The sequence below is a fragment of the Desulfogranum marinum genome (genome assembly GCF_016918565.1).
Classification (GTDB): domain Bacteria; phylum Desulfobacterota; class Desulfobulbia; order Desulfobulbales; family Desulfobulbaceae; genus Desulfogranum; species Desulfogranum marinum.
This window is the reverse complement of record NZ_JAFFQD010000001.1, coordinates 361,407-381,190: the sequence shown is the minus strand read 5'-3', so window position 1 is coordinate 381,190 and position 19,784 is coordinate 361,407. Positions and strand designations below refer to the sequence as shown.

At 48.1% G+C, this 19,784-nt stretch carries 18 protein-coding genes; all 18 read left to right on the top strand.

Translation table 11 applies throughout. The annotated features are described in order from the left end of the window. The first annotated feature begins 5 nt into the window (after positions 1–5). A complete protein-coding gene (locus JWH17_RS01655; RefSeq protein WP_205220809.1) occupies positions 6–1,526 on the top strand; it encodes a tRNA nucleotidyltransferase/poly(A) polymerase-related protein in 1,521 nt (506 codons plus the stop codon). Between the two features lie 336 nt (positions 1,527–1,862). Further along, entirely contained in the window at positions 1,863–2,474 is a 612-nt protein-coding gene (locus tag JWH17_RS01650) for an SAM-dependent methyltransferase (RefSeq protein ID WP_205220808.1), read from the top strand. A gap of 128 nt (positions 2,475–2,602) precedes the next feature. Then, positions 2,603–3,352 (top strand): YebC/PmpR family DNA-binding transcriptional regulator, encoded by a 750-nt coding sequence (locus tag JWH17_RS01645; protein ID WP_205220807.1) that lies wholly within the window; start codon positions 2,603–2,605, stop codon positions 3,350–3,352. Between the two features lie 2 nt (positions 3,353–3,354). Then, the gene (gene ruvC, locus JWH17_RS01640) at positions 3,355–3,858 is read left to right on the top strand and encodes a crossover junction endodeoxyribonuclease RuvC (RefSeq protein WP_319550508.1); all 504 of its coding nucleotides are present in this window, start codon (positions 3,355–3,357) and stop codon (positions 3,856–3,858) included. A gap of 109 nt (positions 3,859–3,967) precedes the next feature. Then, positions 3,968–4,588 (top strand): Holliday junction branch migration protein RuvA, encoded by a 621-nt coding sequence (ruvA, locus tag JWH17_RS01635; RefSeq protein WP_205220806.1) that lies wholly within the window; start codon positions 3,968–3,970, stop codon positions 4,586–4,588. Between the two features lie 35 nt (positions 4,589–4,623). Then, positions 4,624–5,670 carry a Holliday junction branch migration DNA helicase RuvB gene (ruvB, locus tag JWH17_RS01630; protein ID WP_205220805.1) on the top strand — a complete coding sequence of 349 codons (1,047 nt, stop codon included), beginning with the start codon at positions 4,624–4,626 and terminating at the stop codon, positions 5,668–5,670. 357 nt (positions 5,671–6,027) lie between these two features. Continuing rightward, the gene (gene mraZ, locus JWH17_RS01625) at positions 6,028–6,516 is read left to right on the top strand and encodes a division/cell wall cluster transcriptional repressor MraZ (protein WP_319550510.1); all 489 of its coding nucleotides are present in this window, start codon (positions 6,028–6,030) and stop codon (positions 6,514–6,516) included. Between the two features lie 7 nt (positions 6,517–6,523). Further along, positions 6,524–7,420, top strand: coding sequence for a 16S rRNA (cytosine(1402)-N(4))-methyltransferase RsmH (gene rsmH, locus JWH17_RS01620; protein ID WP_205220804.1), 897 nt, complete (start codon positions 6,524–6,526; stop codon positions 7,418–7,420). A gap of 41 nt (positions 7,421–7,461) precedes the next feature. Continuing rightward, on the top strand, positions 7,462–7,830 hold the full coding sequence (locus JWH17_RS01615; RefSeq protein ID WP_205220803.1) for a cell division protein FtsL: 369 nt from the start codon (positions 7,462–7,464) through the stop codon (positions 7,828–7,830). Between the two features lie 146 nt (positions 7,831–7,976). Further along, on the top strand, positions 7,977–9,686 hold the full coding sequence (locus tag JWH17_RS01610) for a PASTA domain-containing protein (RefSeq protein ID WP_205220802.1): 1,710 nt from the start codon (positions 7,977–7,979) through the stop codon (positions 9,684–9,686). A 6-nt stretch (positions 9,687–9,692) separates the two neighbouring features. Next, entirely contained in the window at positions 9,693–12,710 is a 3,018-nt protein-coding gene (locus JWH17_RS01605; RefSeq protein ID WP_205220801.1) for a UDP-N-acetylmuramoyl-L-alanyl-D-glutamate--2,6-diaminopimelate ligase, read from the top strand. Positions 12,711–12,721: 11 nt separating this feature from the next. After that, a complete protein-coding gene (mraY, locus tag JWH17_RS01600; RefSeq protein ID WP_205220800.1) occupies positions 12,722–13,801 on the top strand; it encodes a phospho-N-acetylmuramoyl-pentapeptide-transferase in 1,080 nt (359 codons plus the stop codon). A gap of 2 nt (positions 13,802–13,803) precedes the next feature. Then, entirely contained in the window at positions 13,804–15,189 is a 1,386-nt protein-coding gene (gene murD / locus JWH17_RS01595) for a UDP-N-acetylmuramoyl-L-alanine--D-glutamate ligase (RefSeq protein WP_205220799.1), read from the top strand. After that, the gene (locus JWH17_RS01590; protein WP_205220798.1) at positions 15,186–15,398 is read left to right on the top strand and encodes a hypothetical protein; all 213 of its coding nucleotides are present in this window, start codon (positions 15,186–15,188) and stop codon (positions 15,396–15,398) included. Before murD ends, JWH17_RS01590 begins: the two co-directional genes overlap by 4 nt. Then, a complete protein-coding gene (murG, locus tag JWH17_RS01585; RefSeq protein ID WP_205220797.1) occupies positions 15,389–16,495 on the top strand; it encodes an undecaprenyldiphospho-muramoylpentapeptide beta-N-acetylglucosaminyltransferase in 1,107 nt (368 codons plus the stop codon). The genes JWH17_RS01590 and murG overlap by 10 nt, the downstream gene beginning before the upstream one ends. 5 nt (positions 16,496–16,500) lie before the next feature. Beyond that, complete coding sequence (murC, locus tag JWH17_RS01580; protein WP_205220796.1) at positions 16,501–17,892, top strand: UDP-N-acetylmuramate--L-alanine ligase; 1,392 nt, start codon at positions 16,501–16,503, stop codon at positions 17,890–17,892. Next, positions 17,892–18,821: a UDP-N-acetylmuramate dehydrogenase gene (gene murB, locus JWH17_RS01575; protein WP_205220795.1), complete on the top strand. Its 930-nt coding sequence runs from the start codon at positions 17,892–17,894 to the stop codon at positions 18,819–18,821. The genes murC and murB overlap by 1 nt, the downstream gene beginning before the upstream one ends. Positions 18,822–18,900: 79 nt before the next feature. Then, complete coding sequence (locus JWH17_RS01570) at positions 18,901–19,782, top strand: cell division protein FtsQ/DivIB (RefSeq protein WP_205220794.1); 882 nt, start codon at positions 18,901–18,903, stop codon at positions 19,780–19,782. Positions 19,783–19,784 lie beyond the last annotated feature (2 nt).

Genomic DNA, 19,784 nt, shown 5'->3' with positions numbered 1-19,784 from the left:
CTTTTATGGTTCAAGGGCAGGGAGCGCTGACCGGAAAGCAGGTAGCCCGTGTCCTGCCGTGCTGGCTATGCGAGAAGCTTGCTGCATTGCAGGAGCAACATGGGCAATCAGTGTATCTTGCAGGGGGAACGGTTCGTGATTTGCTCCTCGGTTATGTTCCGGGGGATATTGATATTACAGTGCCTGATGGAGCACATTTGTGGGCAGGGGAAGTGGCTAAGCAGACAGGGGGGGCTTTTGTTCCCCTTGGTCGGGAAGAAGATGCTGCAAGGGTCGTGTTCCACGGAGTGAGCGTTGATTTTTCAGCCTTTCGAGAAGGTGCTGCAACTTTTGCAGAGGAATTAAATAAACGTGATTTAACCATCAACTCCCTTGGCGTTTGTCTTGATCCTCTGTTGGAACAAGGCAGGGAGATAAAAAACTGTTTGTTGCCAATCGTCGATCCCTCCGGAGGTTTGTCGGATATTGCAGCCCGAAAAATTCGCGTAACATCAGAGCAGGCCTTTGAGCGTGACCCGTTGCGTATGGTGCGCGTATTCCGGTTTGCGGCCGTGCTTGGATTTGACATAGAGTCAAGTACAGGTGATCTCGTCAGGCGTCAGGCAAGCCTTGTTGACCATGTCGCTCCTGAGCGAATTTGTCATGAGCTTGATTTAATCATGGGGTCAGGGCGTGCTGCTGCCGCTCTCAAAGAAATGGCTGAGAGCAGGTTGTTGTGGGAGATATTGCCGGAGTTACGCCAAGGATTAGGCATGCAGCAGCCGGCCAGCCATCATTTGGACGTCTTTTTTCATAATATTGAGACACTGGCTCAAATGGAGCTGTTGCTTCGGTCAACTGCTCATGGGTATCCGGAACGGAAAGATTCTATAGCAGAGTATCTGGCTGGTGAAGACTGTACAGCTATACTTACTTGGGCTGCTCTTCTTCATGATGTAGGGAAGCCGGTGACCCATGTTATTGATCAAAGTCGGGATGATCGAATAACCTTTTATAACCATGATAATGAAGGGGCGCGGATTGTCAGGGCAATCGGTAAAAGGCAGCGCTGGAGTAATTATGTTGTTGAAAAGGTAGCGAATTTAATTAGTCATCACATGCGCCCGTTTCATTTACTTAACGTGGCACGTAAAGGTAGCGTATCGACCAAGGCCTGCATTCGCTTGATTAAAAGTATGGGAACCGACCTTGCCGGCCTTTTTCTGTTGGCCATGGCTGATGCGCGAGCCGGTCAGAGGGGGATGCGACCGCTGAACATAGAAATGGAGCTAGGGCAATTGTTTGCACAGGTGGAATTGGTGCAGGTGGAGAATGTTGCGCCGGTTCTTGCCGGGACGCCGTTACTCACTGGAAACGACCTTATTGGTGAATTGGCTCTTGTTCCTGGTCCGCATTTTAAAGTGATTCTGGAGGCGGTTCTGGAGGCGCAGATGGAACAGTTGATAACAACCCGCGATGAGGCTTTGGCTATGGCTCGGTCTATTGCGGAAGATATGCAGGAGAAGTCAGGGGCACGTCAACGATGAAATGTCGGCATATGGCGTTGAAGTTTTTTGCATCAGCGTTGCCGTGACACTCAGCCCGGATTTTTCATAAATAAAGTTTTTCGCAGGGTAGGGCTCAAGCCGCGCAGCAGGTAAGCGTAGACTCCGGGTAGCGAAGACTCCGGTAGTTAACCACCGCAAGTGGTTTGTAACGTAGACCCTGCGGAAAAATCTATTGACCCGAAGGGAGAACTTTTTGATTGAAAACGAAAAACAGACAGTTAATTGTACAATTAATCTTAAACAATAATATCAATTAATTGAGTTTGTAATCAAAAAGTTCATGAGGAAATTGGGTTAGAAAAAGATGGAGAGAGAATGCGTAAGGTAAATGATTTTTATTTTAAAAAGGCAAAGAAAGACAATTATCCGGCTCGCTCTGTATATAAGCTTGATGAGGTGCAGCAGAAATACAAGTTTATGAAAAAAGGGCAGCGGATTATTGATTTTGGTTGCCATCCCGGAAGTTGGAGTTTGTATGCAGCAGAGGTGGCTGGTGAACGTGGAACTGTTGTTGGGGTCGATATCCAGCCAACAGATTTTCCCAGTCAAAAACCCAATGCTGAAATTCATTGGCTCTGTTATGATGTGTACGCCGACGACTTGGTTACCCTGCTTCGTGAAAAATGGCCTGGTTTTCATGTCGTTCTCAGTGATATGGCACCAAGGACAACCGGCAGTCAATATGCAGATCATCAGCAATCGATGCGGTTGGTGCGCAGAGTGTTGGAGCTTTCTGTGAATCTGTTGCATGAAAACGGGACATTGTACGTAAAGGCCTTTCAGGGAGAAGACTTTCCAGCGGTGGTACAGGCGTGTAAAGCTTTTTTCCAGACGGTAAAGGTGGTCAAGCCGAAGAGTTCGCGTAAAGAAAGCCGAGAGGTTTTTATTCTCGGGCGGGGGTTTCGTCAAAAAGCCGTGCAGAAGTAAAGAGTGGCTTTTGTGTAGGAGTGTCCCTTTCAGGTGGCGCCGAATAAAAAAAAATTAAGTGGAAATAACCGAAAAATAACCATTAACTACATGGTTTGAGATAAATACTAGAGAGGGGGAGTTTCGCAGTGTCTGGACATTCTAAATGGAGCACCATTAAACGTAAGAAAGGGGCAAACGATGCCAAGCGTGGAAAAATTTTTACCAAATTAATTAAAGAAATTACCATTGCCGCCAAAATGGGTGGCGGAGATGCCGATGGTAACCCTCGTCTGCGAAGTGCGATAACAGCTGCTAAATCTGAAAATATGCCCAAGGATAATATCGACAGGGCTATTAAGAAAGGTACCGGTGATCTAGACGGTGCGGTCTATGAAGAGATTTTGTATGAAGGATACGGTCCAGGTGGGGTGGCTGTCCTGGTTGAGACGATGACCGACAACAAGAACAGAACCGTTGCCGATATTCGGCATTATTTTGCAAAAAGCGGCGGCAACCTTGGCGAATCCGGCTGTGTTGCTTGGATGTTTGATAAGAAAGGTTCTATCCTGGTTGATAAGGAAGGTATTGATGAAGAAGCGTTGATGGACATTGCTTTGGAAGCGGGTGCAGAAGACGTGGTTGAGGAAGAAGATAACTTCCAGATTCTCACCGAGCCTGAAGACTTCAGCGAAGTGGTTGACGAACTCGAGAAAAATAAAGTGGTATGCAGCGAGGCCACCATTTCCATGATTCCTAAAAATGTGGTTGAGGTAGATGAAGAAAAGCCTGCCAAATCATTGTTGAAATTGTTGGAAAACCTTGAAGACCATGATGACGTGCAGAAAGTGCATGCCAACTTTGATATCCCGGATGAGTTGATAGAGGCTCTTTCCTGAGCGTGTCGGCAAAGGTGGTGCGTATCCTTGGGGTAGACCCCGGGTCCAGAATAACCGGATATGGGGTGATAGCTACCGAGGGACAAAATATTGGGTTTATCGCATGCGGGACGATACGCACTACCCATGAAAAGGACTTTTCTAGACGCCTTTCTGTTATTTTTAACGGTTTGAATGAGGTCATTCTTACCCATAAGCCCGAGGTTGCTGCCATTGAAGATGTTTTTGTCGATCGTAATCCTCGATCGGCCCTGAAGCTCGGACATGCGAGAGGTGCAGCCATTGTTGCCATTATGCAGCATTCCATGGAGGCTTTTGATTATACAGCAAGGAAGGTCAAGCAGGCTATCTCCGGCTATGGCCAGGCTGATAAAAAACAAGTGCAGCATATGGTCAAAGTGTTGCTTGAGTTGGAGAAAAGTCCTTCCAGTGACGCAGCCGATGCCCTTGCGGTGGCCATTTGCCATGCTCATCATTTAAGATATGGGGAGCGGTTGAATTGTTGAGAGGTGCAATGGTTGATACAGGGTATTTTGGTGCCGAGGTTGCTAGTCCTTTTTTAGCAAGCTCGGCGACATGTTGGTTTGATTTCTTTGGCATTTTCGCCATACGTTCATGATTGCTTCGCTCAACGGTATTGTACGTTCTAAGTCGCCTGGTTCCATTGTACTTGATGTGCAGGGTGTCGGGTATGAGGTGTTTATCTCTTCCAGGACCTATGATTTGCTGCCGGCAATCGGTGAAGAGTGTTTTCTGCTGATTCAGACCAATGTCCGCGAGGACGCAATTACTCTTTTTGGGTTTGAAAAGCAGGAGACCAAGGAGTTATTTCTTTTGCTGGTAACTGTATCCGGCATCGGCCCTAAGCTGGCGTTGGCAATTCTTTCCGGGCTTGGGAGTGAAGAATTGACCACGGCGATAAGTATGGAGGACTATGCTCGGTTAACTGCAATTTCCGGAGTTGGTAAGAAAACAGCGCAACGATTGTGCGTTGAATTGGGCGAGAAGGTAGGTCGTTTAGCGCCTTCTGGAGTTGAAGGGCAGCCATCTGTGGTATCAGGAAGTCCCGCTCAGGGGAATGCTGTCCAGGATGCTGTGTCGGCCCTGATTAATCTTGGCTATCCACAACACCTTGCATGGCAGGCCTTGCGTCGTGTACAGAAACAGCATGGTGAGGGGGCTGATGCCATGGCAGTGGAAGAGCTTATCCGTCTTGCTTTACAGGGTTTGGCATGACCGACAATGGTAATTGGAGAGACAATAGGTGAGTTATGAATTTTGAAGAAGACCTCACCGGTAAGCGCCTGGTGTCAAGTTCCGAGTTGCAGGCGGATCAACAGCCAGGGCTGGAGTTGCGTCCTGACAGGCTTGATCAGTATATCGGCCAGGAACAGTTGAAGCAAAGCCTGCGCGTTTTTATCGAGGCGGCGCGCAGGCGTGGAGAACCTTTGGACCACGTGCTCTTCCATGGCTTTCCTGGCCTGGGAAAAACAACTCTTGCCTATATTATTGCCAATGAAATGCAGGCAAATATCAAGGTTACTTCAGGCCCGGTTATTGAGCGTCCCGGCGACCTGGCTGCTATTCTTACCAGCTTGCAGGCTGGGGATGTGCTTTTCATTGATGAAATACACCGGTTGAACCATGTGGTGGAAGAAATACTCTATCCGGCCATGGAAGATTATCAACTGGATCTGGTCATCGGCCAGGGGCCTGGAGCCCGTTCGGTCAAAATGGATCTGCCCCGGTTTACTTTGGTTGGAGCAACGACAAGAACCGGTTTGTTGACCCCGCCACTTCGCGATAGGTTTGGCGTGATTTTACGTCTTGAGTTTTATGCCCCGGAAGAATTGAAGACAATTGTTCAACGGGCTGCCGGTTTGTTTCAAGTCAGTATCGACCAGGAAGGAGCGCTGGAGCTTGGCAGGCGCTCTCGTGGTACGCCGAGGATTGCCAATCGTCTTTTACGGAGGGTTCGCGACTTTGCTGAAGTGGCTGGTCAGGAAATTATTACCGGTCCCATCGCAGATAAGGCATTGCATATGCTTAACGTCGATCGGTTGGGTCTCGACGACATGGATCGCCGGATTTTGTTGACCTTGATAGATAAGTTTCAGGGTGGCCCTATTGGCCTGGAAACGCTTGCCACTGCAGTGTGTGAAGAAAAAAACACCTTGGAAGATGTTTACGAACCTTTTCTTATCCAGTCTGGTTTTTTAATCCGTACACCCCGCGGCAGGATGGCCACCGAAGCGGCCTATAAACATTTTGATTATACAGCACCAACACCATTGCGACAGTCGCGACTCTTTGACTGATTTACTTCCTTAAGTAGACTGTTTTTCTATTGCTGGTAATTTTTCCCCACTTTGCCCCCTCGTTTTTTTGTGATTTTTCTCCCCTTCTGTTTTTCTCCAACTTCGCCTGAAAAAGTATCTTTATATCAACGTGTTGATCCCAGGTCGCACGCCCAGAAGCTGTTGTTTGCCACTGTTAAGGATGTTCGTCTAGATTGATTTTTGTGCCTCGTGAGTGGTTGGCATACAATATGTTGTGCTCTCTTTGTTTAGGGTGGGGTGACAAGCCATTGATCTTCTGAGAAATTTCCTTGACGCACCCACCTCCTTGGTATAAAAAATGGTTATAAGTGGTGTAAAGTGGTTTAAAAGGGTTGCGTGGTAACTACGGTAGGTGCATTGAAAGGCAATATTTCAGAATACAGATTTCGCAGCCGTTCCGAGCACACGCTTGACAGCAAGGGGCGCCTCAATATTCCTACTAGATTCAGGGAAGTATTACGCGAAGTGTATACAGAGACTCTTGTTGTGACCAACTGGGAAAAATGCCTCCGAGCCTATCCTGTTTCCGAATGGGAAGAACTTGAAGAAAAGCTCCTTGGGCAAGGGCAGATGGAGCCTGGCTTTGGAGATTTTGTTCGCTACGTTATCTCAGGTGTGACAGAGTGTACGTTAGATAAGCAAGGTAGAATTCTAGTGCCTGCAACGCTGCGGTCAGAATTTGAAATTGACAAAGATGTCGTGTTGAACGGTATGCTCCACCATTTCGAAATATGGGATAAAACTGCTTGGATTGAGCAGACCCGCAAGACCAGAAATCGTTTTCCGGATTTCAATTCCGGACTTTCTTCTTTAGGAATTCTTTAAGGCTATTATGGGTAATCGAGGCCGAGAAATACATGTTCCGGTACTCACCCAAGAGGTTTTGTACTGGATGTCACCGGTGCCTGGGGGCGTGTATGTGGACGCCACGTTGGGGCTTGGCGGGCATACCGAAGCTTTGTTGACCTTTGAGCCCGGCATCGCAAAGGTAATCGGGTTTGAGTGGGATGGTGATGCTGCAGAGCTTGCTGCAGAGCGGCTGGCTTCTTTTGGCAGTCAATTTGTTTTGGTTCAGGCATCGTATGCCCATCTGCAGGAGGAACTGGATCGTATCGGTGTAGACCGCATCAACGGTTTAGTTGCGGACTTGGGGGTTTCGTCGCTTCATTTGGATCGTAGTGAAAGGGGGTTTACCTTTAAAGCTGATGCTCCGTTGGACATGCGCATGAACAAGGACATTACCCTGACGGCGGCAAAACTTATTGCAGAGTTGAGCGAGGCAGAGTTGGCCGACATCTTTTATCATTACGGAGAGGAGCGTCAGGCCCGTCGCATAGCGCGGTTTGTTGTCGAAGCAAGGGAAAGGGAACCCATATATACGACAGCACAACTGGCTGATGTAATCTCGCGTGCCGTCCCTTTTAAATATCATCCAAAAAAGATTCATGTGGCAACCAAGGTTTTCCAGGCTTTGCGCATAGCGGTCAATCGTGAGTTTGAAAATATAACGAAGTTGATCAGCACGGCTCCTCAGGTGCTCGCAGAAGACGCTAGGATTTGCATGATTAGTTTTCATTCCATCGAAGACAGGATTGTAAAACAGGCTTTTGCAAAGAGCGATGCGTATCAGGTGATAACCAAGAAACCGGTGCAGGCTTCCCAAGAAGAAATAACAAGTAATCCGAGAGCACGCAGTGCCAAGATGAGAGTGGCTACGCGATGTCATTAATATAACGACTTTAGCTCTCATTGAACTGTGGAGGCAGGAGTATGATTACAAATGTAAGTGTTAGGCCTTATAGACCAGGAACGGTATGTACTACTTCCGTGGCAAGGCGAAAAGTCAGGCGTAAACCTTTGGCGATTTCGCCACTTAAACATTTGCAGAGACCTTTGGCTGTTATCTTGATTGCCGCGGTGGTTTTGGTTGCCGGTGTAAGTCAGCTTTTCAGTTGGCAGATTCAACGTGCTCAAAAAACACTGCAACAGGTACAACAGCAACGGAAAGTGCTTGATGACTCACACATGATACTGTTGGCAAAAAGGGCACAGCTCACGTCGGAAAGCCATATCCAGGCTTTGGCAGGGGCACGTCTGGAACTTTACGTGCCCTCCCAGGGGCAGGTGCACAAGATGTAGGTGAAATGGTAAGCACAGTTTCTCCACGAATAATAAAGCAGCGAAGACGACGACGGTGCCTTAGTACCATAGTTTGCGTTTTGCTGATAATAGGCGGTGTGTTTTTCTACCGAAATCCTGTGGTAATTCAGGATTTGGGTGGAAAAATGGCTGCTTTGATAGATAAAAATGCATGGTTTTCAGCGGGCGAATCGTTCGCTGAACCTGTTTTAAGAGGTACTATTTACGACAGATCCTTGAAGGAACTGGCTGTCTCGTATCACTTGTTTTCCTTGTTTGTCCATCCTGCTGAAATTAAGGACCGAAAAGAGGCCGCTGCGCTTTTAGGGCAGGTGTTGGAAGAAAGCCCGGATATACTGGAAGTTCAACTTAAAAGTCGTCAACGCGTTATCGAGTTGGCAGATGATCTGGATAAAGAGCAGGCGGAGGCGGTCAATAAAGCAGATTTGCCGGGGGTCTACTGTAAATCCGAAGAGGTCCGTTTTTACCCGGCGCATACTGCCGCATCCCATGTGCTGGGTTTCGTGGGCGAGGGAATTGGACTGGCCGGGGTGGAAGGAAGATATGATACACTGCTGCAGCCGGGGGCTTTTAGAAAGGAGGATGTACAAGAGATTGACTTGTCAGATCAACCAATTTTAGGCAGAAAAGCGACGGATGTGGTGTTGACCCTTGACATCGACATTCAAAAGCAGCTTGAAAAGCGTTTTCGCAGTTATCTGGATCAACAGGGAGCCGTCAAGGGTATGGGGGTTTTACTCGAGCCATTGACTGGTAAGGTTCTGGCGGTAATGAACTATCCCTCTTTTAATCCCAATTATTTCTGGCAGGCTGATGATCAAGTTCGGTTGAACAGGGTCTATCGGCACGATTTTCATAAGGCACTGATTGAGCCGATCATTGCTAAAGCTGCAGCCATAGCCAGAGAAGGCCTGACAATCAAAAAAATGTTGCCTCCCACCGTTGCTGCGCCCAGGTACGGTGTTGATGAACAGACTCTGCAACAGTTTGAAACGCGGTTAGGGTTGGAAAAGCATGTGCTTGACCAGTGGGGAACGAACACCAAGGATCAACAATTAGAAAAAGAATCGGCAGGAAGTCCCGCAGAAGACACACTGACCGGCGCGCAAATGAGCGTTGCGCTGGCCAGTCTTGTTAATGGAGGGTGGAGAATAGCGCCATATATTCTGGAGGGAATCTATGATCACGGCACTAAGAGGGAATATGTAAGAGATCAGGAGTTTACGGAGCGTGAACATATTCTTGACCCTGCCTCAGGGGTCATTGTACGAAGAGAATTGTTTCGCAATCAAAATCCCAAAAAAGGTGAGATGGAAGGGTTGGTTGATTTTACTACATCGCATGTAGCCTTAAACGTGAACAATGGGTTGTCACAGTATCTGATGCAAGAATTCTACATGGGACTTTTACCTGTAAAAATGCCGCGTTATATGTTGGTGATGGCTGTTGAAAAAGACACCCTGCTGCCATCTCCCGGAAACAAGAAAAAAGAGAAGTTGGCCAATATCGGTAAGGATGTGCTGAGCCAATTAATGAATAAGCCGCATGTGGAGAGACCACCCTATCCGCAACAAAAAAATCCTGAGAATTTTCATCAGTTTTTTATTAGCAAGCGACTTGATTTCCAAGAACCTGTGGAAACAGCCGTTGCCGCAACCGTGCATATGCCGGAGCTGATAGGGTTGAGCTTACGCAAGGGGCTGCAGAGAATCAATACGCAGAATATCAGGGTGCGGATAAGTGGAACCGGAAAAATTGTCGCACAGGATCCAGCGCCGGGAGAACCTCTGGCAAGTGTTGATGAGTGTTCTTTAACTCTACAAAAAGAGATTTAGCCACCCATGCCGACTCTAAAAAAAATACTTGCAGTACTTGAGCCATCTGTCCTGAACGGCAAAGATGTTGATATGGAGCAGGAGGTTACCCTCTTGACCTGCAACAGTAAAGAGGTGCGTCCTGGTAGTGTTTTTATAGCAGTAAAAGGTGTGCATCAAGACGGGCATACATTTATCGCTGATGCGATTTCCAGGGGAGCTATCCTGGTGGTTGCTCAGGAAGGTTGCACTATACCGGTTAAAGCCGGGAGGGAAAAACAACTGGTTGGGTTGGTTGACGATCCGCGAGCTGCTTTAGCGGAGTTGGCTGCTGTTTTTTATGGAAAACCGGCTGATGAGATGGTGCTGGTTGGGTTGACTGGGACCAACGGCAAAACAACCTGCACATGGTTGCTGGAGAAAATATTGGCGGAAGCCGGATACGTTCCTGGTGTAATTGGTACGGTAAACTACCGGTATGTAAAACAAAAAGAAACAACAGTACTGCAAGAGGCACCCCTTACCACTCCAGACCCAGTGACATTGCAGAAGACGCTACGACGCATGGCTGATAATGGGGTGACACATGTACTCATCGAGGTTTCCTCCCATGCTCTTGATCAGAAGCGATTGGGCTCCCTGTTGTTTGATGTTGCTGCATTTACAAATTTGAGCAGGGATCACCTTGATTACCACCATGATTTGGAGGAGTATTTCGCGGTAAAAAAGCGTCTATTTCAGTTGCATCTCAAAACTGATGGCGCTGCTGTCATCGTTAATAGGGAAAACGCGGAAGGACGAAACTGGGGAGCACGACTTGCTGATGCTCTCCCGTCTTTGCAAGTGTATCGATGCGGTTTGGACTCTACAAATGATATCTGGCCCACTGAAACAGTACAGGGGAAAAGCGGGACGAGTTGTACCCTTCACGTTGCTGATCAAGAGGTGCAAGTGGAATCTGTTTTGACTGGAGAGTTTAATATCCTCAATATGCTCACTGCAGGGGGAGTCAGTCATGCCTTGGGACTGAGTTGCCAACAGGTACGCAATGGGTTGGCCGCTCTTGAAAGCGTTCCCGGGAGAATGGAACAAGTGGTGCTAAATGAACAACACCCAGAGCAACAGCCTGCAGTTTTTGTTGATTATGCGCACACGCCTGACGCGCTGGATAATGTTTTAAGGACAGTCAAACAACTCTGCAGGGGCCGGTTAGTTTGCGTGTTTGGTTGCGGGGGTGATCGTGATCGCGGTAAACGGCCCGAAATGGGCAAGATAGTTGGTCAATGGGCAGATTGTATTGTAGTCACTTCCGACAATCCGAGAACGGAAGATCCAGAGCAAATAATACAAGATATTATTCCCGGTGTGCAAGCATCGGGAGCAATCATGGTTTCACCTGAAGAGCTTTTTGAACGGTCACAAGATACAAAAAGTTTTTCCGTGGTCACTGACAGGCACAAAGCCATTAGCTTTGCCTGTAGTCAAGCTGAAAATAAAGATTGGGTTGTTATTGCCGGAAAGGGGCATGAAACATACCAGATAGTTGGTCGTGAAAAACATTATTTTGATGATCGATTCGAAGCATTACAGGGGTTATTGGTTTGGTCTGTTAAACATTTGCTGGCTGCGACCAAAGGACAGATAGTTTCAGGGAGCCGGAAAGATTGCTATAAGCGAGTGTCAACCGACTCCCGAAAAATACAGCCCGGCGATATCTTCGTGGCCCTTCATGGTGAACACTTTGATGGTCATAATTTTATTGAGGTAGCCGTTGAAAACGGCGCTGCCGCGGTTGTGGTCGATCGGGAGTGTGGTCCTGTCAATCCTGGTGTTCTTGTCATAAAGGTTGCTGATACACTGGTTGCTTTGGGCGCACTTGCTGCTTACCGACGCAGGTTGCTGGGAAAGAGGTTGCTTGTGGCGTCTATAACCGGCAGCTCCGGCAAAACAACAGTAAAGGAGATGACCGCTGCTATTTTTGCTGCCTGCGATGGACAAAAACAAGCATACGGAGACTCGGTGCTGAAAACCGAAGGCAATTTCAATAACTTAATTGGGCTCCCATTGTCACTGCTGCCGGTTACCTCCGCCCACAGAGCAGCCATTCTGGAGATGGGCATGAATTCTTTCGGCGAGATTGCAAAGCTGACAGCCATTGCCGATCCTGATATTGGTTGTATCAATAATGTGCAGCCGGCACATCTACTTGGGCTGGGAACCGTTGAAGGGGTCGCTGCTGCCAAGGGCGAATTATTTGCCGGCATGCGACCAGAGAGCACTAAGGTGGTTAATTATGACGACCCACACGTTCGCAGATTATTAAAGGGCGACCAAGGAAAAAAAATCGGGTTTGCCGTTACCGCAACAGGGAGAAGGTACAAACCTGCTGTGCAGGTAACACGTATTTTTAATAAAGGGCATTTGGGAACCAATTTCACCCTGGATGTCCAGGGTGAAAAAAAACGGGTTTCGTTACAGGTGCCCGGCAATCACAATGTGAGTAATGCAGCGGCGGCAGCAGCGATAGCTGTTGCTGCAGGTATTCCTGTTGCAGATATCGTGACCGGGCTCGAGTCCTATGCTGCCTATGATAAGCGTATGGTTACTGTTACGTTGCCTGGAGGCCTGCAGGTTGTAAACGATACCTATAATGCAAATCCAGCCTCTATGGCGGCTGCCTTGCAAACGGTCGCTTCTTTTGGCGAGCAGGGAAAGCGTATTGCTGCGCTGGGAGATATGCTTGAGCTGGGTGAGCTCGCAGAGGCAGCTCACGAACAGGTAGGACGTCTGGCAGCTGAACTTGGTTACAACGAGCTTGCCGTTACCGGAGAATACGCAACTACTGTTTCAAAAGGGGCGCTGGCTGGCGGTATGGCAGAATCGAGCATTCATATTTTCGCCGATCCCAAGGCTATTGCTACCTGGTTGTATCACCTGATCTCCAATGGAGTGGTTGCCGAAAATGACTGGCTTCTTGCCAAAGGGTCGCGGGGAATGAGGATGGAAACTATTATCGAAGAGCTGGAACAGCTCCTGAAACTTTAACGGGATGCGCTATGCTCTATAACTTTCTCTATCCTCTTCATATCGACTACAGCTGGCTCAATGTTTTTCGTTATATTACCTTTAGGGCCATTGGCAGTTCTATTACGGCCCTTCTTTTTGTGATTATAGTCGGCCCGATTTTTATCGCCTGGCTAAAAAAGAAACAAATCGGCCAGGTAATAAGGGAGGACGGCCCTGAATCACATTTTTCAAAACAGGGCGTACCCACCATGGGAGGCGTGCTCATATTAGCGGCCATGATCTTTTCAACCTTCATTTGGGCTGATTTAACCAATGGCCTGGTTTGGTTGTTGCTCGGGGTTAGCATTTTTTTTGGCATTATCGGATCAGTTGATGATTGGAAAAAGATCCGAAAGGGCAATTCCAGGGGGTTGACAGCCAGGGAAAAGCTAGCGCTGCAGGTGGTGGGTGCTTCTATTGTCGGCTTGTATCTTATCTTGCATCCAGTCTACGACGGGGTGTTGAGTTTACCTTTTTTTAAGGCCATTCTGCCGGATTTGGGTTGGTGGTACATTCCTTTAGCAGTGCTGGTGATTGTGGGTGCTTCCAACGCCGTCAATCTGACCGATGGCCTTGATGGACTGGCTGCCGGTCCGATTGTTATTACCGGGGCGGTGTATCTTGTTTTCTCCTATGTTGCAGGAAACATGGTCGTTGCCCAGTATTTACAGATTCCTTTTGTCCAGGGTGCTGGTGAAGTTGCCGTGTATTGCGGCACTTTGGTCGGCGCATGTCTTGGTTTTCTCTGGTTTAATGCCTATCCTGCCCAGATTTTTATGGGTGATGTCGGTTCACTTTCTCTTGGGGGAACACTTGGTGCTGTTTCCATTATTACCAAACAAGAATTACTGCTGGCCATTGTTGGCGGTATATTTGTGCTGGAAGCGGTTTCCGTCATCCTTCAGGTGGGATATTTTAAGCTCACAGCAGGGAAACGGATTTTTCTCATGGCTCCAATTCATCACCATTTTGAGAAAAAGGGGTGGGTTGAACCCAAAGTAGTGGTCAGGTTCTGGATAATTTCGATTATACTTGGCCTGATTGGGCTGGCTACTTTAAAGTTGAGGTAACAGTGCTGCTTCTTCCAGGAATGAAAGGTGTCGTGGTCGGTTGCGGAAAGGCCGGCCTGTCTGCTGTTCGATTTTTGCTGGATCGTGATGTTTGCGTAGGGGTATCTGAAGGAAGGACTGCAGATCAACTGGACGCTGCTTTGACTGCTGATTTGCAGAGCAAAGGGGTGCAGTTTGAGTTTGGAGGGCATACAGAAGAATTTTTAAGTTCATTTGATTTTGTCGTGCCCAGTCCTGGTATCCCACTTGATCTGCCTGTATTGCATGCAGTGAGGCAAAAGGGGATTAAGATTGTAGGGGAGCTCGGATTGGCCGCCGGACTTTTTCAAGTCCCTGTAATTGCAGTTACTGGTTCCAATGGCAAAACAACTGTGACGTCTCTAGTCGGCTCGTTGTTGGCCCATGCTCAGCAGCAGGTGTTTGTTGGAGGTAATATCGGTACCCCTTTGCTTGAGTATTTTTCAAGCAAAGAGCAATCGAGTGTAGTTGTGTTAGAGCTTTCAAGTTTTCAATTGGACATGGCTGGAGCTTTTAGACCTGATATCGGCCTGGTTTTAAATATTTCGCCAGACCATTTGGATCGTCATCATACAATAGACGCTTATGTCGACGCCAAACTCAAGCTGGTCAGCCATCAGCGTCCAGGTGATCGACTTATTTTGGGGGGAGATGATCAGCGCTTGGCTGAAATTACCAGCGTGGATAATGTTGACGTCTATCGGTTTGGGACAGGCAAGCGGTTCGAGGCAGTCGTTAACGGAGATGCAGTAGAGTTGAACTTCAAAGAGAACGGGGTGTTGAGGCAGGAAACCTATAACCTGCAAGATACGCATCTTACCTCTTCTGTTAATCGCCTCAATGCAGCAGCAGCCATTCTTGCAGTTAGGCTTGCCGGTTGTAAACGAGAGGAGGTTCAAGGTGGACTCAAGGTATTTGAGCCTCCCCTACATAGAATGACTGAAGTCGCAGTGATAGAAGGTGTTCGATACATAAATGATTCGAAGGCAACCAACTATGGTGCAATGCATGCTGCACTCAAAGGGTGCACGGAGCCGGTGGTATTGATCGCGGGAGGCAGAGAAAAAGGTGGCGACTGGCAGTTGTTGCGCGATGTCGTAGCACAAAAAGTGCGCCGGCTTATACTGCTTGGAGAGGCAGCAGAAAAAATGAAGCAGGTGTTTGGCGATATAGTGCCTGTTGCCATTGCAGAGTCAATGGATGATGCCGTTCAGGTAGCTCGCAGGTGTGCACAGCGTGGAGACTTGGTTTTGCTTGCCCCGGGATGTGCAAGCTTTGACATGTATGCCGGATATGAAGAGCGGGGAAGGGTGTTCATGGAGAGTGTGCATCGATTGCAGCATGAGAAGAAAGAAAAGGGGGTGCAATGACAATCAAAGTGTGCTGTCTCTGCAACAGGGTAGAGCGTAGCGGCATATGGAGGTATAGCAATCGTTTCGTCGAAGGGGCTGTTGTCAGCCATGGCTATTGTCCGCAGTGTTTTCAAGAAACCATGGCGGAAATTGAGAAAATGTTTGCTCCGGATCTCGATGGCAGTAGCTTGCAATTGCACCATGGCGGATGTGGCGAATGCGTTTAGTTGTTACTGGTGGGGGAACTGGAGGGCACTTGTTTCCAGGGTTAGCTCTGGCAAAGGCAATGCAGCAAGCTGTTGAGAAAACAGAGGTTTTGTTTATTGGAACTTCAAGGGCGATTGATCAGCAGGTCCTGGCCGGGACGAATATGGAGACAGTGGTACTCAACTGCAGTGGATTGAAAGGGTCAACGGTTATCGAGAAGGCTCGCAGCCTGGTTCAACAGCCCGCAGCTGTGCTAAGCGCTATAAAAATTTTAAGACGATTTAAAGCCGATCTGGTTTTTGCAGTTGGTGGGTATGTTACCGGACCTGTGATGGTTGCCGCAAAATTACTGGCTATACCAGTGTGCATTCATGAACAGAATTCTGTGCCGGGACTTGCAAACAGGCTTGCCGGAAGGATAGCTGATACTATTTGCACTTCAATTCCATGCGGTGATAGATTTCCTGCGGCAAAGGTCGTGCAGACCGGCAACCCGGTACGCCGGGAAATCCTGGATATAGCCAAAGTTTCCAAAGTGTATCAGGAACCGTTAACATTACTTGTTTTAGGGGGCAGTCAAGGCGCGCACAGGATCAATGTTTTATTTCTTGAAGCAGTCAGGAAAATGGTAGAAAAAGGACACCGCTTCCATGTTATACATCAAACAGGTCAGCAGGATTACCAGATGGTTGCCGGAGCTTATGATGACTTGGATGTGGAGGCCGAGGTACAGCCTTTTTTTAGAGATATGGCAAAGCTTTACAGGCGTGCTCATTTTGTGGTATCGAGAGCGGGTGCCACAACCTTGGCTGAACTTGCCGTGGTAGGACTGCCGGCAGTGCTGATCCCTTATCCCTACGCAGCGGATAATCATCAGCAAACTAATGCAGAATATTACGCCAATGGAGGGGGATGTCTAGTACGACATCAGGATACTCTTTCAGGGGATGAATTGGCAACGTTGCTGCGAAGTTTATTGCTCAAACCGGAAGATGAGTTGTGTGCAATGGCAGCCAATATGCGGGAAATGGGAGTGCCGGAAGCTACTGATCGAATCGTGGAACAGTGTTTGCGCCTTATTGAAAATAAAAAGCAGGGCAAGCAAAACGAGTATTAAAAGCTATGTACAGAAAAACAAAACATATTCATTTTGTCGGAATCGGTGGGATTGGTATGTCCGGGATCGCCGAACTGCTTTTGAATCTTGGCTATACCGTAAGTGGGTCTGACCTGCAGGTAACAGATATAACCGCAAAACTGGAGCAACTTGGCGCTAAAATCTATCGTGGACATGAACGCCAATGGGTGGGTGGTGCTGATGTTGTCGTCACCTCTACCGCTATTGCAGAAGACAACCCGGAAGTCGCTCAAGCCCTGGAAGAACATATACCCGTGATTCAACGGGCAGAGATGCTTGCCGAGCTGATGCGGTTAAAAAAATACGGTATAGCAATTGCCGGCAGTCATGGTAAGACATCTACTACTTCTTTAGTTGCTACTATCTTAGGTGAGGCTGCATTGGATCCGACCATAGTGGTTGGGGGCAAGGTTGCAAGCCTGGGAGGTAATGCAAAGCTGGGCGAAGGTGAGTTCCTGGTGGCGGAGGCTGATGAAAGCGATGGTTCTTTCTTGAAATTGTCTCCTGTGATTGAAGTGGTAACCAATATTGATTTGGAGCATTTGGATTACTACCGTGACATAGAGCATATCAAAGATGTCTTTTTGGAGTTTATTAACCGATTACCCTTTTATGGCGTTGCAATTGTTTGTTTTGACGATAAAAATGTCGCTGCGTTGCTACCGGAGATCCATAAAAGAACCATAACGTACGGGCTGACTGAACAGGCTGATCTGTATGCTACTCGGATTGTCTCTGCCGATGGTGGTACCAGTTTTACCGTCAAGAGACGGCAGGAGGAATTGGGTCAGGTAACCCTCAACTGGCCGGGACGACACACTATCTACAACAGTCTGGCAGCTATCGCAGTGGGGCTGGAACTTGAAATTGATTTTTCCATTATCGCCACTGCACTGCAAGGTTTTCAAGGGGTTGAGCGACGTATAGAGGTTAAAGGCGAGTCCGGGGGGGTGCTGGTGGTAGATGATTACGGGCATCACCCGACAGAAATTCGGGCAACCCTCGATGCGGTACGAGAAGCCTGGCCGGAGAAGAGGCTGGTGGTAGCGTTTCAGCCCCATCGTTACAGCAGGACGCAGGGCTTGTTTGATGAGTTTACTACAGCTTTCCACCGGGCGGACGTATTGATTCTTACTGATATTTATCCGGCAAGTGAGGCGCCGATTGAGGGCGTAACTGCTTTGGCCTTGCAGGAAGCAATAAAAAAGCATGGACAACGCAACACTTTCTATATTCCAAGGCTCATTGATGCACCGTCCGAACTGCTTCCTCTTTTGCAGGAAAATGATTTGCTGTTAACCTTGGGAGCAGGCAATATTGTGCGTACCGGCGAACAAATGCTGCACCTTATTACCGAAAAAAATAGAAGGGATTAATGACCAGCAACCAGCGCAGACAATTAGAGCAGCGCGTTTCGCATGTGCAGTGGCATGTGGATATGGGGATCCATTCGACCTTTAAAGTCGGCGGTAGGGTGGATGCGTTGGTGAAAGTGAAAACACGAGGCGAACTTGCCGCTTTTTTGCTCTGGGCAGAAGCAGAGGGCATATCATGGACAATACTTGGCGGCGGGTCGAACATCCTTGTTGTAACCAGGCATGTAAAAGGTATGTTTTTCCAGCTTGGTGACCGTTTTACGGAAATTCAAGTGGCGGGAAAAAGGGAAACTGCCGGCAATATTTTTGTTAGTGTTGGTGCTGGATGCAGGTTAGGCAAGCTGGTTTCCTTTTGTTCGCAAAAGGCGTTGACCGGCATGGAATGGGCGACAGGCATTCCCGGAACAGTGGGGGGCGCGATTCGTATGAATGCAGGTGCCCATGGAAGTCAAATGGCCGATATCGTGCATTCGGTGATGCTGATGGACCACACAGGGCAGGAGTGGGAAGTGCCTGCAGAAGAGATTACTTTTGGGTATCGGACAACTTGTTTGCCCCGTGAATCAGCAGGGCAGCGATATGTTATAACCGGTTGTACTTTGCAGTTAACATTAGGGGAAGCACAACAGGTTCAGCAACGATGCAGAGAATACGCCCATTGGCGGAAGTTGCACCAGCCAGGCGGATCGGGATCTGCAGGGTCTTTTTTTAAAAACCCGAAGGACGATTCAGCCGGGCGATTGATAGAGGCGGTTGGCTTAAAAGGTTTTCAGTTGGGTGGAGCTAAAATTTCCGACAAACATGCTAATTTCATCATAAATAATGGTGGTGCCGTACCGCAGGATATCATCAATCTCATGGAACTTATACAGGAAAAGGTCGAAACAGAAATAGGGGTTCAGCTGGAACCGGAAGTACACATTTATTAAAGGATATCGAAACAGTATGGTCGCCTACACACCAGGAGGCTTTTCTCCCCGCCCACCAAGCAAAAAGAAGGGGGTATTGGTGCGCATACTGGATCGCTTGAAAAGAAAAATTACCAGGAAAAAGCACAATCCCTCGCCACCGGGAATGCAGCATTCTATTGTGGGTGTCCAGCGTCAGGCGCAGATTAAGTGGTACTCACGGGGCGTGGCGACTCTGGTTTTTCTTTGCGTTATTGCCGGTTTTTTTTCCTGGGGGGCCTATGCGCTCCTCATGCGCTCAGATGTTTTTCGACTCACCGAGATACAGGTAAAAGGGCAAAGGGTAAGTGCTCTGCCACAGATTTTAAAAAAGGGAAACATTGAGCAGGGGCAGAGTCTGTTTGCCGTGAATACCAAAGCAGCCGAAAGGGCGATCAGCAGTTTGCCTTGGGTAGAGCGGGTTACTCTTACAAAGCGATGGCCATCGGCAATTGAAATCAAGGTCAGGGAGCATCGACCGCTGGCACTGGTGAATATCGAAAATGCTTCCGGCAGTAAGTTGTTTTATCTTAATAATAAGGGGGCGTTGTTTGCGCCCTTGCTTTTGGGGCAGGATTTTGATTATCCTGTCATTACCGGTATTAAGTGGGGAACAGTAAAATCGGCAAACCAACTGCCTCAAGGTACCTTGGCGGAATCGGCACTAGTATTGCTGAAGCTGGCCGCCAAGGGGAATGCTATTCTCCCTATACAATCAATATCTGAAGTACATGTGGATAATCGGCAGGGTTTGATAGTTTATTTGGTTGATCAGCCTTTTCCTATCTACTTCGGGACAGAAAAAATTTATACCAGGTACTACCGTCTAGTAAAAATTCTGGAACGGCTGTACCGCAAAAAAAAGATAGAAGGGATTGCATCCATCCGGATGGATTACATGGAAAATAAGGTCTTAGTCGCTCGAGCTGAACTTGACAGGTAGGG